Source organism: Nocardia sp. NPDC051570 (genome assembly GCF_044454005.1).
In the GTDB taxonomy this organism is placed as follows: domain Bacteria; phylum Actinomycetota; class Actinomycetes; order Mycobacteriales; family Mycobacteriaceae; genus Nocardia.
In genome coordinates this window covers 110483-125677 of the sequence record NZ_JBITDI010000020.1, presented here as the reverse complement: position 1 = coordinate 125677, position 15195 = coordinate 110483, and the positions used below count along the sequence as shown (strand labels likewise).

11 protein-coding genes are annotated in these 15195 nt (G+C 66.6%); 5 read left to right on the top strand and 6 right to left on the bottom strand.

The window, feature by feature from the left end:
* Positions 1-16: 16 nt before the first annotated feature.
* The 4 genes from ACIA76_RS36505 to ACIA76_RS36490 are packed head-to-tail and all read right to left on the bottom strand — an operon-like array spanning position 17 to position 5873.
* Positions 17-2050 carry a hypothetical protein gene (locus tag ACIA76_RS36505; RefSeq protein WP_397158816.1) on the bottom strand — a complete coding sequence of 678 codons (2034 nt, stop codon included), beginning with the start codon at positions 2048-2050 and terminating at the stop codon, positions 17-19.
* Positions 2047-5178: a hypothetical protein gene (locus tag ACIA76_RS36500; protein WP_397158814.1), complete on the bottom strand. Its 3132-nt coding sequence runs from the start codon at positions 5176-5178 to the stop codon at positions 2047-2049. Before ACIA76_RS36500 ends, ACIA76_RS36505 begins: the two co-directional genes overlap by 4 nt.
* Positions 5175-5567 carry a hypothetical protein gene (locus ACIA76_RS36495; protein WP_397158812.1) on the bottom strand — a complete coding sequence of 131 codons (393 nt, stop codon included), beginning with the start codon at positions 5565-5567 and terminating at the stop codon, positions 5175-5177. Before ACIA76_RS36495 ends, ACIA76_RS36500 begins: the two co-directional genes overlap by 4 nt.
* Before the next feature lie 12 nt (positions 5568-5579).
* Positions 5580-5873: a hypothetical protein gene (locus ACIA76_RS36490; RefSeq protein ID WP_397158810.1), complete on the bottom strand. Its 294-nt coding sequence runs from the start codon at positions 5871-5873 to the stop codon at positions 5580-5582.
* A gap of 879 nt (positions 5874-6752) precedes the next feature.
* Here ACIA76_RS36490 and ACIA76_RS36485 point away from each other — a divergent pair.
* The 3 genes from ACIA76_RS36485 (at position 6753) to ACIA76_RS36475 (ending at position 10138) form a co-directional block, all read left to right on the top strand.
* On the top strand, positions 6753-8672 hold the full coding sequence (locus ACIA76_RS36485; RefSeq protein ID WP_397158808.1) for an FtsK/SpoIIIE domain-containing protein: 1920 nt from the start codon (positions 6753-6755) through the stop codon (positions 8670-8672).
* Between the two features lie 201 nt (positions 8673-8873).
* On the top strand, positions 8874-9227 hold the full coding sequence (locus ACIA76_RS36480; protein ID WP_397158806.1) for a hypothetical protein: 354 nt from the start codon (positions 8874-8876) through the stop codon (positions 9225-9227).
* Between the two features lie 14 nt (positions 9228-9241).
* Positions 9242-10138, top strand: coding sequence for a hypothetical protein (locus tag ACIA76_RS36475; protein ID WP_397158804.1), 897 nt, complete (start codon positions 9242-9244; stop codon positions 10136-10138).
* Between the two features lie 127 nt (positions 10139-10265).
* Here ACIA76_RS36475 and ACIA76_RS36470 read toward each other — a convergent pair whose 3' ends face one another.
* Positions 10266-10571, bottom strand: coding sequence for a hypothetical protein (locus ACIA76_RS36470; RefSeq protein WP_397158801.1), 306 nt, complete (start codon positions 10569-10571; stop codon positions 10266-10268).
* A 91-nt stretch (positions 10572-10662) separates the two neighbouring features.
* Here ACIA76_RS36470 and ACIA76_RS36465 point away from each other — a divergent pair, with 91 nt between their 5' ends.
* Positions 10663-11376 (top strand): hypothetical protein, encoded by a 714-nt coding sequence (locus tag ACIA76_RS36465; RefSeq protein ID WP_397158799.1) that lies wholly within the window; start codon positions 10663-10665, stop codon positions 11374-11376.
* A 1054-nt stretch (positions 11377-12430) separates the two neighbouring features.
* Here ACIA76_RS36465 and ACIA76_RS36460 read toward each other — a convergent pair.
* Positions 12431-13756: a hypothetical protein gene (locus ACIA76_RS36460; protein ID WP_397158797.1), complete on the bottom strand. Its 1326-nt coding sequence runs from the start codon at positions 13754-13756 to the stop codon at positions 12431-12433.
* 606 nt (positions 13757-14362) lie between these two features.
* Here ACIA76_RS36460 and ACIA76_RS36455 point away from each other — a divergent pair.
* On the top strand, positions 14363-15193 hold the full coding sequence (locus ACIA76_RS36455; RefSeq protein WP_397158795.1) for a ParA family protein: 831 nt from the start codon (positions 14363-14365) through the stop codon (positions 15191-15193).
* The last annotated feature ends 2 nt before the right edge of the window (positions 15194-15195 follow it).

Sequence of the window (15195 nt, the reverse complement as noted above, 5' to 3'; positions counted from 1 at the left end):
CGGCGACGCGCGACCATTAGGCGCCTCCTCCAGATCCGCCGGTGGAGGTTTCTCCCGAGGTGACAAGGGGTCCACCACTGGTTCCTGCCGAAGGCGCCGAGGCAGCCGGCGCTGGGGGCGTCGAATCGCCACCCTTTTTGTCATGTGACACGGGGGGCACCCATAGCTGACCGCCCCAAATCATCGAGTTGGAGCCCGCCGGTTCGTGGCGCTGTTGGCGCGAGCGCCCCAGCCGGGATTGGCCTTTGATCGAAACGAATACGACTTCATTGCGTTGAGTCCGCGGATGAGTCGGTCCGGTGCCGACGCCACCTATGCCCTCGCCTGCTGCGGCAGCGGGAGTCTGCGCAGAGTCGGTCTCGCTGTCGATATCGGATGGCTGGCCGTTTTCCTGTTCGGCCTTGTTGCGCCAGTATTCTTCGTGCTCGGCGCGGCGGCGGCGGTAGTGGTCGGCGATGGTCTGCGCGGCGATCTGCTGGGCTACTTGCTCTTTGCGGCGGCGAACGTCTAGTTCGGCCTGCTGGACGGTGGTACCTTCGGGCCGCGGGGATTGGCTGGTGTTGTCGTCGGCGTTGGTGGGTTTTTTTGCGGCGATGCGTGCGAGCCCGGCGCCGCCGAGCTCGGCAAGGGCAAGGGCTTTGCGGCGCAGGCGGCTTCGGTTGAGGATGCTGGTGTTCGACTCGCGGGCGATGGCGGAGATGCGTTTGAACGGGCGCATCACCAACCAGCAGAACAGGGTCATGAGCAGGGTGACCCAGAACTTCCAGACCGGCGATAGCGCTACATCGGTGGTGTAGAGCCGGACAACGAACAACATGTAGACGGCGAGCAGCACGGAGGCGGCGACGCCCCACATGTAGGCGGCGAGCAGTCCGCGCAGGACGCGTTCCATCAGGCCGCCGTGGACGGCGGCGATCGGGATCCAGATGGGCGCGGTGAGGATCGCGAGCCGGATCACCAACAACGCCGCGAGTTTCAGCAGGGATGCGCCGAGCCAGAGGAGGCTGATGGTGGACACTTTGACCATGGACATCAGTCCGATGGAGATGCGGTGACTGTCTTTGCCCTGAAAGGTGTAGTAGGACAGGCCGTTGCCTTCGAGGCCGCTCACGACGGACTGCCATTTTTGTTTCTTCTCGTCGCGGATCTTGTCGGCGGCCGAGGGATCCTTGCGGATTGTTTCCTGCTCGTCGTAGGACAGGGCCAGCGCGTCGCGGATCTGGGGTTCCAGGTTGTGGGCGTTGGCGGTGTCGAGGTCGCCGAACCAGCCGCGGGTGTAGTCGGGTAGCAGAATCTGGTCGAGCACGACGTCGCGTGGTTTCCCGGTGGTGCCGGTGTCGGCGAAGATCGTGGCTTGTTGATTGGTGATCAGCTGCGCGAAGGTGTCGTCGCTGAGTTGGATCGCCTGTTGCGGTGCGCCGAGGAATAGAGCTCCGAGTAGTAGGGCGCTGCCGCCGAGCAGGGCAGATTTGGTGACCGAGGCGATGTCGGCACGGAGGCCGCGCCAGAGGATCGTCAGGCCGACGATCACCAGGGCGATCGCCATGTATTTGCCGTAGGTGCTGTCGCGGACTGCCTGGGTGATCGTGATGATCAGCTTGTCGAGTTCGGACAGGAAGGAGACGCGGCCGGCTTTAGCGGCTTCGTCGGGGGTGGTGGCTTGGCGGTCCATCCAGAACGCAATCGCGGCCATTTCCTGGCCGGTGCGGAAGAAGGTGTTGCCCAGTTCGGTGTCGGCGACCGCCTTGGGGGACCGGGTGATGTCTTCGCCGCAGCCGAGATCGTAGGTGTACCAGCTCAGTCCGGCCCACCCGTAGGTGCCGTAGCCGGTGTGATCGTTGGGGTCTTGTTCGGCGATCGCGTCGGGGTCGAGGGTTGCGGGCTCGGCCATGGCTGGCGCTTCAGGAGCCGGAACTTCTTTGCACTCGAACCCGCCCGCGGACGCGGTGGAGATGCCCGGGCCGACGGCGATCGCCGCGAGGACGCCGATGACGAGAGTGATTGCGGCCCAACGGCTGCGGGTCGGAGTGGGGCGTGTGTGGCGGCTCATCGTGCGCCCCATTCGGTCGGGCTGGACTTCAGGGCGCGCCGGACGTGGGTGAGGTGGGTGAAGTGGTGCCAGTTGATGCGGACGATCTCGCGGTCGTCAGCGGCTTTGACGATGAATCGGCGGTCGTAGTCGTCGCGGCGGTTGGTCGGTGCGTCTTCGTCGTAGGTGTCTTCGCCGCCTCCGCCGAGACCAGCGAGGAGGGCCTCGTAACCGTGGCCGGGCGGGAGCTTCAGCAGACGCAGCGCCTTGGCGATCGCGTGTTCATCGCCACCGAGATCGCCGATGAATGTCTCGTTGGCCAGGGAGGATTTGTCGTCGCCGTCGTCGTCGATGCCGAGGAAGGGGTCGCAGGTTTGTGAGCAGATCAGTGCCCGCAGGTTGTATTTGCGGGAGTCGGTGGCCATTCGCAGATTCATAGTGCGGCCGGTGCCGGTGCTATCGACGTACTTGTCTTCGTCGATGACGGCCAGCTTGCGCTCACGCGGTGGCCTGTCGTAGATCAGCCGAGACACCTGCCATCCCGCGATGTGCAGCAGCGGGGCGGCCATCCGGGCTCGGAGATCGAGTTCCTCGGAACCGTCGGGTGGGGCAAGCTGCAGCCCCGGCATGGTCAGGATGGTGAGCCGTTCGTCGCCGATCTCCTCAAGACCGCCGAGGTCCCCGGCGACGGGGAACAGCACCTGAGCTTCGGGCAGGTCACGCATCATCGATAGCGCGTCGTAAACGGCCCGGGCGGCTTTGCGTTCCTCCGGGTCGGTTGCCGAGTTCGCGAGGCTGCCGAGGGTGTCGAGTACTTCACCAAGGTGGTGGTCGCGGCCTCCGCCGACTTCGCTCGCGGCGCGACGGATCACGGATCGAGCGACCTGATCATGGAAGAGGTCGACCGGCAGCATTTGGGTCAGTACGGTGACGACTTCGGAGATCCGCATGGCCGGCGCGGCGCGCAGATCGGCCTCGTAGCGGGCACGTGCTGCGGCCTGCGGGTTGGAGGTGGCGGCGAACTCCGGCAGTTCGGGGTCGTAGGCGCCGTCGGTGGGGCGCGGATCGCGGATGATCCGGTACAGGTTGAGCACACCGGGCCGCGGGTTCCGGGTCAGCTCGTAGACGCGGGTGTAGGGCGCGAGTTCGGGGATGGTCGCAATTCGTGCGAGCGGTCCGCTCGGGTCGAGAATTACGCCGTAGGCTCCCGCGCGCACGGCCTGGTAGGTGATCATGCCGACGAGGTCGGACTTGCCGCCTCCGGGGATGGCGACGACTGGGGTGAAGCCGCTCTGGTGCTTGCGCTCGGGGCCTGCCCACAGGTCCAACGCGAATGGTTTCGGCTCGATGCTGGCGGTTTCGCCGAGCAGTACGCCCGTGCGGTCGCCCAGTCGGTCGCTGACCGCGGCCATACCGGCGGACGCGGTGACAACGCTCATTCGCCTCCGGTGGGCGATATTCGCCAAGGACTCACCGGGGATGAATTCGCGCAGCAGCTGCCACTGGCCGTCTTCGACTTCGAGCTGAATCTGTGGTTCGTAGAGGCTCTTCAGGCGTGCGACCTTGTTGCGGGCGTCTTCAGGTGTGTCCCCGACGACGGCGATCCGCCACCATCCCTCGAGCCGGTCCGCGAGGCCGGTGTGGTCATGATCGATGTCGGAGATGATTTGACGGATCCGGGCGTGCTGCTGGGTGAGTTCCAGTGGCGGCGTTTCGTCGTGCTCGCCGGTGTAGTGCTTGAACTGGGCCTCGATCCGGTCGAGCTGGTATTTGAGGCTGCGGCGGGCTCGCTCCCGGCCCCACAGGTGGATGCGCTCGGAATGCTCCAGTCCTTCGCCGAGGCCGTCGCCGAGGACCTGCCAGGGCAGCATGCTCTCCGGAATGTCGAGCTCCCCCATTCGACCGATCGTGACGACGATGACAGTGGAGGAGACCGTCTGTCCGTCGACGACGCCGGTGATGGTGGTGTATCCCTCGCCGGGGATGACCGTTGGCTGGGCAGCGTTGACCAGGCCGGCGACATCGCTGGTCTCCCATTCCCCGTGCCCGACGTAGGCGCTGAGGCCGGCTGGATGCAGGGGCAGGCCGATGGTGGCGGAGCGACGCAGGAGATAGTCCAGTTCACGGCTGGTGGCGGAGTGCGCCCACACGCCGTCACTGCCGAGAATGCGAGCGAGTTCGCTGAGCAGTTCGTTGAGTTCGGCCACCTCGCGGTCGAAGATGGCGTCGGCCCATTGGCTGAGCTGCCGCGCAGGCCATGTCCGAGCGGCCGCGCCGCGGTCGACCACGGAGGCCAGTTTGTCGACCGCTGTAGCCAGGCCGGTGCGGTGCGGCAATTCGATTCCCCAGTAGCGGTACTTGAGGGTCGCGCCAGCGGCCATCAGGGCGTGCTGTTGGCCGATCAGGTAATCCGACCAGGAGAGGGTGCCGGGAACGTCCGGCGGAGGGGATGCCCAAGCGTCGTGGGCACGGGCCCATTCTGCGACCGGCCAGCTGGCACGCACGGTTCGGCGGTGCAAGCGCTCGACACCGGCGGCCTGCAACATGGACAGCACGCGGGCTTCGGCTTCGATGCCGTCGCGCTGTTTCTTCGTCGAGCGCATCGTCCATGCGCCGGGTGCCTGAACGAACCACGCGGTAGTCGTTCTGTCAGTACGGGTGAGATGTGCCAGTGTGCCGCGAAGCCGCAGCTGCATCGTCTTCTTGTCGCGGGTGGCTTTGTCCGAGCGCCGATGTTCGGCGCGGTCGGCGGCGGCGAGACGTTTGACCCGCTGAGTGGGGGTGTCGTATCCGCGTTGCCGCGAAGGTTTCGTGCGCTGCGGCTCGGTCTCGAGTTCTGTGGATGTGGTGCTGGGGCTCGGACGTTCGATGGCTGGGGTCACGGTGTCGAGATCGGCGGGGCTGTCGGCGCCGAGGAAGCGGTGCCAGTCGGCTTCGTCGAAGTCCTCGTCGACGGTGGGGGCGTCGGCTTCGTGCGTGGCGGTGCTGGTGGAGCTGCTGTCGGTGGCCCATTGCTCGGCGCCGAAGTCGTTGTCCCACACGGTGTCGGCGAATCGAGGATCGGTGGAGCCGTCCTCGTCGAAGGCGTTGGTGAGGAAGTTGGTGAAGTCGGGATCGGCGTCCGCGGGGTGCCGGTCGAAGGCGGTCACAGCAGCTCCTCATGGGAGGGGACGGGCCCATGCCTGCGGAGGGTGAGGGCCGGGAGGTAGTGGAGGGTGATGGGTTGGCCGGGTTTCGGCTGCCGGGGCGAGCGGAGGTCATTGAGCGCCGATCGCAGTACGGCGCGGACGGGTCGTTCGGGGTCGACGTGCCGCATGAATCGGACGGTCGCGATAGCGGTGCCGAAGACCACGATCACCACGAGGTTGAGTGAGAACGAGATGTGGAAGACCTCGCGGAGCGTGATGAACAGGGCTACACCGATGCCCAGGCCGACCCACAGAGCGTTGGTTCGGATCGGGAATGGGAGGGTCTTGCCGGGGGGACCGAGGTAGCGGTTATCGACCCGCCACACCATGTCGTCTGACTGATAGGACATGTCGGCTCCTCGTCAGGCGGCGTGGACGAGGTGCCACAGCCAGTTGCCGACGTCGGTCTGCATGCCGCCGTTGTTGCCGAGCACGATGAAGGCCAAGGCGATGATGGCGCAGGCGCCGACGCTGACGACCTTGGACATGTGGGCGCGCATGCTGGCGGCCAACATGACAATTCCGACGATCACCAGCATCACGGTGACACCGTTGTGGGTGAGCCAGTCGAGGAGATTGGTGGTGCCGATCTGGGAGTCGGCCAGTGAGGTGGTCACGGAGGCGGGGTGGTTTCCGAACATGATTGTCTCCAGCACGTTCGTTCGAATGATGTGTTCGTTTGCTTGTGTACGGTACCCGCATTTTTTGACCCAGCGATGGATCCTGCGGCGATTTGCCGACGCGTGTTGCGAACCATGGCCGACGGCAGATGAGCGACGCTGGTTCACCTCGGCGCTGGAACACCCGCGGATTGGATGCCTCGACAGCGCGTCCGGGAAGGCCCCGCACAGGGGGCTGCGACCGGGGCGCGAACGGGAGCTTCCGAGCCTACTGCGAGATGGGGCCGCGAGCGGGCGGGAAGTACGTCAGCGGGAGGTGGCGAATTTTGTTGCCCCCCTTTAGGTCCCCCAGAATCTCTGATTCTGGGGGAACTTGGGAGAATCCGCCAGTCGACACGCCCTGGAGGCCCTGTTTTCGACAGGGTGCAGCAGGCCTCCACAACGGCCGATTACAGCCCTTCCAGGACACTCGCTGAACAGGACGAGCGACGCTCCTCAACGGCTCGCCTGGGAGCCCCTTTCGGCTACCCCCTCTCCGTCTCCCTGAGACAGATCCGCAGTGGGCGCTAGCGGATGTTCGCGACACGCCCATAAGTGCGTTCGTTTATATGTGTCTTTTGATAGCCGTCTACAGTTGCCGTCTATGGTCTTGTCATCTTCTCTAGGCGGTGCACCATGAGCCCCTCGTCGTCCAGCGATCCGTTGGTTCGGTGGTTCGAGGAAACGGTGGGCGAAGTGTTCGCGCCGCCGCACCGCGGATCGTCCGCCGTAGGTGGAAATGAGGCGGATCGAAATCCGACACCGAGATGGACTTCCCCACTGCTCGTCGGCGGAATTGGTCTCGGTGTCTTGGCGCTTTCCGCAACTCAAGTCGCCTCGGCGCTGCCGACGCCCGGTTCGGCCACTCTTCGGGACTTGCTGGCTGAGGCCTGCCAGTGGCAGTGGCGATTGCTGGTGATCGGGGCGGCCGCGATGATCGTGGCGTTCGAGGTGCTGCGCATTCTCGCCAGCAGGCATCAGATTGCGTTGCGCCGACAGATCGCCAAGTCGGCGCAGGCCACTCCTACATCGCTTCGTGTGTCCTGGCTTCCGGGCCGATTGCCTCCGCGGCTCTGGCGAGCCGGACTTCGTGCCCCGCGCCGTGCCGTCGCCCGATTGGGTCTCGGAGCCGTGCTCGATGCCGGGCAGTTGGCGGCGCTCAGAACGGTGGTCAGGGACACTGCTGGACCGCACTGGGACATGCAGGTTTCATGGGAGGCGCCGGAGCGGAGGCTGGTCATCATCCGCGGTCGGGCGGGGAACACCGAGGCCGATTTGATGGCCGGTGCCCGAAGCTCTCGTCATCGTGCCCTCGAAGCTTCCTTCTCCCGCACTCCCTTACGAGATGCGGTGGTGACACCTCTGATCGATGCCGCCGAAGACCGGCCGGAGTATCGCGAGATCGGCTACAAGGTCAAGTTCAAGACAGCGATTCCGGTCGGCAATCGCACGACCCAGGTTGGGTTCGAAAACTCACTGCGCTCGATCCTCGGCCAGCACCCCTCTGGGCGCTTGTGGAAATTCACCTGGTTGCTGGGCAATCACAACCCTGGCGAGAGCGACTACCTCGGTGGTGAAACCGCGCAGCTGCGGATCGAGCTGCAAGCAAACCTTCCCAAACGGATCCCGCACACTCCACCCGACCTCGACGGCGTCACCGGACACGAGCTCTATCACGTCCCGTACGGAATGGGGGTGGCCGCCAAGACCGCGTATTGGGACATCTCCTGGAAGTCCAATGTCCCCCACGCCCTGGTCGTCGGGCCCACCGGCGGCGGCAAGACGACCACACTGCGAGCCCTGATCACCGAGCTGGTGCTGCGCGGGGTGACGGTGCTCGCGATCGACCCGAAGAAGATCGAACTCGACGGCCTGGAGAACTGGCCTGGTGTCGCTGCAGTGGTGTACGTCCTGCGGGACGCCTGCGAACTGATCAGTGCGGTCCACGCCGAGATGCACGCACGGCTGGACTGGGTGCACACGACGAAGGTGCCGAATACCGAACTGCCGATCTTCGCGTTCATCCTCGACGAGCTGTTCATCTTCAGCAACATGGTGGAGCGGGCACGGAAATCGGCCGACAAGTTGCTGTCGGACTGGGTCAAGGACGAAGACCCGCTGGGCAAGCTGGCCGACATCGCCGCCTTGATCCGGTCGGCAGGCGGCCGCCGGGCCGACGGTGTGCAGCGCCCTGACGCGTATGTCTACGGCGACGCGGGCGGCAATGTGCGCGACAACTACGGCACCCGTATCTGCCTGGCGAAACTCAGCCCCGATGGCGCCTACATGATGTGGGGCGATGGAGCGATCGGCAGGGAAGTCGACACCTCGATCCCGGGCCGGGCGGTCGCGACGAACGAACGTGGTGAGCCGTTCGACGTGCAGGTCGTGTGGACTCCCGATGTCGACGATCACCCGAACAAGCGGTCGCGGTTGAGCGCGGAGGACCTGGAGATCGTCAGCGGACTGGAGCCGGAGTCCGAGCCGCTGTTCATGGCCTTTTCGCGCGAAATGCGGGCCTTCCTCACCAAGCACGGGCGCCGGTACGAGACCCCACCGCGGGTCGATGGCGTCGATGATCCTGCTGATCGGATCCTGGCGCGTGATCTGGTCCCCGGCGACCGGCTGCACCATGTCGACGATGACGGCGTCACCGAGGTGACCGGGATCGTCTCGCAGGTCCGGGTCGAGGAAACCAGCGTTTTCGTCGATCTGGTGTCGGACTATCGGCCTCGATGGCAGGCCGAATACGACGTCGACGAGTACGTGCACGCCGACCGGCTGGACGCCTCATGAGCGCGCCGACCGAACCAACACTGCAGGCAACGCTCATCCCCACCGGCCCCCTACGCGGGCAGGGCGCCGCTGCCTCACCGAATTTCGTCATCCGGTTCTGCCGCACCCACCTGTCCGCGTACGCGGACAGGTGGGTCACCCGCGGCCAGCCACAGCACCGACCAGCCCAATCCGTAATCCCTCGCCCGAAAGGACCGTGCCGTGGGCATCATCCGACCGATTCTCACCCCCAGCACCGCCGAAGCCGACATCATCCGGGCCGCTTTCGACGCCAAGGCGACCTCCGAGCCAGTGATCCAGGAGCAGCGGAAACACCTGTCCGCGCACGCCCCCGGCTGGGTCAACCGCATCACCGACGACAGCGATCTGCGGCCCACGATGCTCGCCGAGCTCGACGCGGCACTCACGCATCGCATCGGCGTCCTCGAGGCGTTCCCGGAGGGCCCGCAGCGAGACACCGCACTCGAACGTCACCGCGCGGCCGCCGCAGTGGTCGCCGAACTTCGCACTCAGCTCGACGATCACCAGCTCACGGCCGTCGACGCCCACGTTTGACAGGAGATTCCGCTGTGTCCACCACCGTGCACGAACCCCTTGAAATCAAGGTCGACCTGACCTCCCCCACTCAAGCCCGAACCGGGGACCGCACCCTGCAGGCCGGCACCGGCTCGATCGAGGAAGCGATCATGAGCCACGCTCGCCGACGGGCCAAGGAGTCCGGTCTGCCCGTCCGGTTGGTGGTCACCGCCCCCACAGGTAAGAGCTGGTCACGCCTCGTGGAAGTGCCCCCGAGGAAAGCTCGGGAGGACGGGCCGGACAGCCCGCCCCATCCGCTGCCGCGACGACTCCCTCCACCGCCGGAGAACGACAACGGCCGCGGTGTCGGCCGGACCCGACCCAGCGCAGTCGTGGGCAACGCCCGCACGGTGACCGATCGGCGGGCAGCGGCCGCTGAGACGGCGGTCGCAGCATGGCGGCGGCGCAGCGTCCGCTACGGCGCGGCGGCGACCGTGCTGCTAGCCGCCTTCGTAGCGGGCCGAGCCGCGGCTGGCGGAGGCAGCACAGGGACCGCCGCAATGGCCCCTGATCGACCCCTGGAGACGTTTTCCCTGGCGGGGCCGGGCGATAGGACATCCGGGCCGGGAATCATCGAGGCGTCGAACTACGCGTACTACGTGTGGCCACGCACCGCGGCAGGAGTTTCCGGGTTCTGGGCCTCCGGTGCCGCGGGTCCTCCAGAGACCCTGCAGAAGCTGATCGACAAGGCCGCCGCGGACAAGTGGCAATTCCACGTCGAGGTCACCGAAACAGGCGATCCGCTCCTGTACGACGCGCGGCTGACGATCACCACCTCCGACGGTGTCCAGCACCCCTATGCGCAGCGGTACCGGCTCGCCCGAGCCGACGACGGCAAGTACCTCATCGCCTCGAAAACCGACTGCGACACCACCTGCCCTCCCCTCTGACCTGCACATTTCACGAAAGGTAGGTGCCTGCCATGACCGCCACATATCCCCACACACGCAGACGATGGGTCCTCGCCGCGGCCGCCACCGCCGGTCTCGGTACCGGTCTGGCCTTCGGCGGCCAGGCCTACGCCGCGCCCGCTCCGGCTGAGAACGGCAACACCGCGCCCAGCTCGACCGGCGCCGACAATCCCGATCCGTCCGCGAGCGCGTCCTCGAGCTCCTCAGCATCGACGACCCCGCCCGCCGGCAACCCCGGGCCGGCCAGCTCGGCACCGCGACCGAGCAGCCCACCGCCGACCGCGCCGGCGCCCTCGCCTGCGCCGCCGGAAGCGGCACCCGCACCGCAGTCGACGAACGACCCGGTCGAATGGATTCCCGACCCGCCTGTTCGGCCGAATCGCCCCAAGCCGGACACGGGATGGGTGCCCACGACGCCGCCGAAGCCGAGCCCGCGGACCGAATCCGATAGCTCCGATGAGGCGGATCAGGACACGACCTCCGGCCCGCCCACACCGGAGGCAATGGATGGCCCGATCCAGGCACCCCCGGGGAAGCTGCGGATCGGCTCGATCGAGGTGCCGCGCGATCAGATCCCCGACGTGGTGCCCGATCGGGCCATCGAGAAGGCGAACGATTGGGCCGCCTACGGCGAATGGGAGATCCGCCAGACCGCGACCACCGCGGGTGTCGGCCCGGCCGAGGCCGATGGCCGCGCCGCGGCCGCTACTGCAGGCGCGGTGATCGGCGGCGTCGGAGCCGCGGCTCTCGCCGGAGTCCCCGCCGCTGCCCTCGGGTGCGCTGGTGGGGCCGTGATCGGCGCTGTGGGCGGCGGTATCGCCGGTGAGGCGGTCATGCCCGGTGGCGGTGGGCTCCCGGGGGCTGGGATCGGCGCCGGGGTCGGCTGCGCGGTCGGAGCTGCCGTGACCGGCGGAAGCGTCGCCGTGACAGCGGGTGCGGTCGGTGCTGTCGCCGGCGGTGCACTGGGGTACGCGCTCGGTGGCGGTGACCCCGCGGCTCCCCCGCCTCCCCTGCCGCCGCCTCTGGTCGACCTGCCGGCCCTTCCCCCACCGGCGGCCGAGGTGCAGTCCGCGATCGCCCAGGCGAACCAGGGCATCCAGGACACCGCCCAGCGCCTCGGGCAGGCCGCCGCCGACAGCGGCCTCATGCCGCCGGCGCACATCACGGTCCCGGGTATTCCGGCGATCACGATCGGCGGGATCACGATCGGATCCTGATTCCGATCCTCTGAATCCGATCGAGGGCGGGCACCGACCTGGTGCCCGCCCTCGATCGTGTTCGCGATCCGGGCCAGACCGTGATCGTGATCGGCGATCGGGCTGCAGTGATCGAACGATCGGATCGTGATCGGCGATCGGACAGGCGATTACCGGTCGATCGGAGCGCGATCGGGCCCCGTGATCGGGGGCTCGTGCCGCCACTCGATCGCGATCGGCGGATCGGATCGTGGGCATTGATTCACGGCCCGCCAGGTGATCGGCGATCGGTGCACGCGATCCTCGATCCGGGGCCCGCGCACCAGTCCGATAGCGATCGGATCGCCGTCCCGGCCGCGGCGGCGATCCCGCGGCGCAGCGGGTGGATCGCGGATCGCGATCGGCTGGTCGGGACCCGCCCGATCGTTTTCCGGACGATCGGAGGGGGGTGTGACGCGGGGAAACAGCCTGCCGGGAGCTGGGCTGGGTGGACCTGGTTCGCCGATCGCGGATGCTCCGGCCGGGCCTCATGGGAGGCGATCGGCTCTGTCGCATGCTGCGCCCGATCGTGATCGGCGATCCGGGTCCCGATCGCGATCGGCGGGATCTGATTGGCGCTCGGCCGCGAATGGATCGCGCGGATCGCCGATCGTGAGCGGATCGCGATCCGACTACACCGGCTGGAACGAGCCGATCGGTGTTCGTTCGGCGCGGCCGAGTCACGGTCGTGGGGTTCGCCGATCGTGATCAGCCGTGGTGGTCCGCGATCGGATCGGGCCGATCGCTGCGTGCTGTCCCGATCACGTGGGTGTTTGTCCGGAGCAGGCTGTGCGCCGCTCGGCATGTCCTGCTCGGTGAGGCGTGCGCCGAGGAACCCGCCCGGCGGTGTCGTGACCGGCGCGGTGTCAGGCAGCGTGTTCGACGGTATCGCGGCAAGCGGAGATGCACGGATGCGTTATCGCATGGCGTATCTCATGCGATAACGCACGGCCGATTTTGCGTTGTATCTCTCGGCAGCCATCTTCCCTGTTCGCTGGTATTCTCCGCTCGAATCGGCTGCCCGCGAGGCGACGCGTCAGGCGACCCTGTGTTCGTCTCGATAGTGGTCCTCTGCGACGTTGAGGACGCGCAGTACGGTGCTGTGAGCGGTCATGTTGAGGCTGCGGGCGATAGCGCTGGCGGAGGTTTCCCGCTCGGTGACCGCGGCGCGGATGATGTCGATGAGAGTTTCCAGGGACTGCTGGGTGCGCTTGCTGTCAAATATCGCGAGGGCAAGCTGCTCGATCTCCTCGTCGGCCAGATCAACGCCACCGAACCAGCGGCGGCCGCGAGACTGCCGGGCACCCGCGGCCGACGCGCTCGACTCGGCGGCGGGAATCACGGCGTCGTCGACGCGGCGCGCGAACGGTAGGACGCCACCGAGAAGCGTGTCCGACACCGCGCTGCGCTCCGTCCGGGTGAGTTCGACATGCTCGCTGCCACCGGCGCCCGATATCGCGAGAACGCTGTCCCATGCAGCATCGGACAGGTCGCTGTCGGCCTGCGTTGCGGGCTCCGGGTGCGCCACGGTGGCGGTGGTGGCCGGGTGGATCGCTGCCGTGGCTTCCGGCGCATCGAGGACGGGATCGTGGCGCGGTGCGGCGTTGGTGTCGGGTGCGATGTCGATCAGGTAGGCGTAGCGGGCGGTCACCCAGGCGTGCAGCCAGATCACCACACCCACCATCACCGGTGCGATCGCGGCCTCGGCTGCTCGGGCTGGCGCATGGGCGGCAAGGTGGGGCCCGGCGTTCAGTGCGATGGTCACCCCGAGCAGTGCGACCTCGAGGAAGACGACCTTTCCTCGGTCGATCTCGCGCCCCCATCGGGCCGCCGTTGTGGCCACCACCATGATGGTGATGATCGGGATCGAAATCATTGCCTCGAAGCCGTAGCTCAGCCAGTACAGCGGATCGTGCATGTCGCCACTGGGCACCAGATTGTGCTGCACATTCACCCCGGCCCACAGCATGCCGAGGACGACGACACCGATGAGCGCACGTGAGGACCATTCTGCGCGGCGATAGAGCTCGGCCAGGCGCGCATCCGGGTTCGCTGTGCGGCGGCGGGCAGCGAGCGCACGGCGATGCCAACGGGAGTCTGAATCCTGCTCCGACCGGATCTTGTCCGCGTTCCGGCGTGCGAGCTTCTGCTGCCTCAGCTCGTACCGTACCGCGCTGCGCTGCTGCTTGCGCCGCTGCTCACGGATCCACTCAGCGAGGTCGCGCTCTGCCTTTATCTCCTGCTCCGACAACGCCTCGTAGAGGGCGCGATCTGTCTGCAGCGGCAGCTTTCCACGTGCCGTGGCGACACGGTGCGCGAGCGCGGCTACCTCGTCAGTCGTGTGGACCTCTGTGCTGGTCATAGCCGGTATCAACCTTCCGTGCGGGTGCGTCTGCGATAGACCATGAGATACATCTCGAGATACGTGATGAGATACTTGATGAGATGCACTCCGACGTACAGAGTGAGATCCATCTTGAGTTATCTCATGAGATGTAGTGCGCATGATCCCTCGAGTCCTCGTACGCGACTTCAAGCAGCGTAGCCTCTGCACTACCACAACGCATCCCTCAACCGCTACTTCGTCAGATGGCTCCCCAGACTCTTCACGCGTCGAATCGTGAAATACGTCCCGCGCCCCTTCACGCAGATACCTCTTCAACTACGCACGGACGATCCTCGACGTGCACTCACAGCATCCGTCACGTGCTGTAGCACGCGGGGCGACACGGTCCGACCTTCGGGAGTCATCACCGATGATCTGATGGCCGCTGTCATGGATGCTCTGCCGCGGTTCCCTACACGCGTTGACACGCCCTCCACTACGCCGACCAGCATCCACGATCTTGGCAGATCTGGCATACGTTAGGTGGCGAGATGCCTGACGAGATGCTTCGCGACTGGTCACGCAGGCTATCGTGTGGTCTACGGCTCACATAAGCACACGGAATGGACGATAGGAGGCGCCATGGTTGATCTCACGGCACCTGCCACCGAGGAAGAGATCGCTGTTCTGCGACGTCTCGGCTTGGAACCGACCGCGGCACGGACCGCGGTACTGCGGCAGGGGATCGTCACCGTAGCGGCCTGGAAAGGCGGCGTCGGAAAGACCGAACTGGCCAAGGAACTGGCCTGGCTGCTCAACGCCGTCATGGTCGACCTCGACTGGGACGCCGGCGGCGCCAGCCGCAAATGGGGCTACAACCACGAGACCCGGCTGAACGCGCCGCTGCTCGACGCGTTCGAAAACAACCGGATACCGAAACCGCTGCAGGGCGGCGAATGGCGCGCGGACCTCGTGCCCAGCCACCCCGACCTCGAGAAGAACCAGCCCTCACCGGACCAGGTGTCGGCGGCGCTGGAGAAATGGCGATCCTCGTGGGAACGGTCCGTCCTGGCCGACACCCATCCCGGCGGCACCGACGTCGGTTACGGCGCGATGAGCGCCTCCCACGTCATCGTCGTGCCGACCCCGCTGGGGATCAACGAGCTCGAGGCCCTGGAAGCGATGGTCAAGGAGCTCCGCGGCTATCCGCTGCTGATCGTGCCGAACCAGAACCTGTACAAGGTGCCCAGCGACAAGATGTTCGACCGGCTCGGCCGCATCGCCGAGCAGTACTCGGTGCCGTTAGGGCCGCCGATCACGTTCTGCCGCTGGTTGCCCGAGCGCACCCGTCGCATGGCGGTCGCCGCGAGCGAACCAGTTCCCGCCCGGTTCCAGGAGTACGCCGAGCAGGTCACCCTGGTCGCCCGCACGGTCGTGGAACTGATCGCCAAGCAGATGGGGGAGGAGGGCTAACC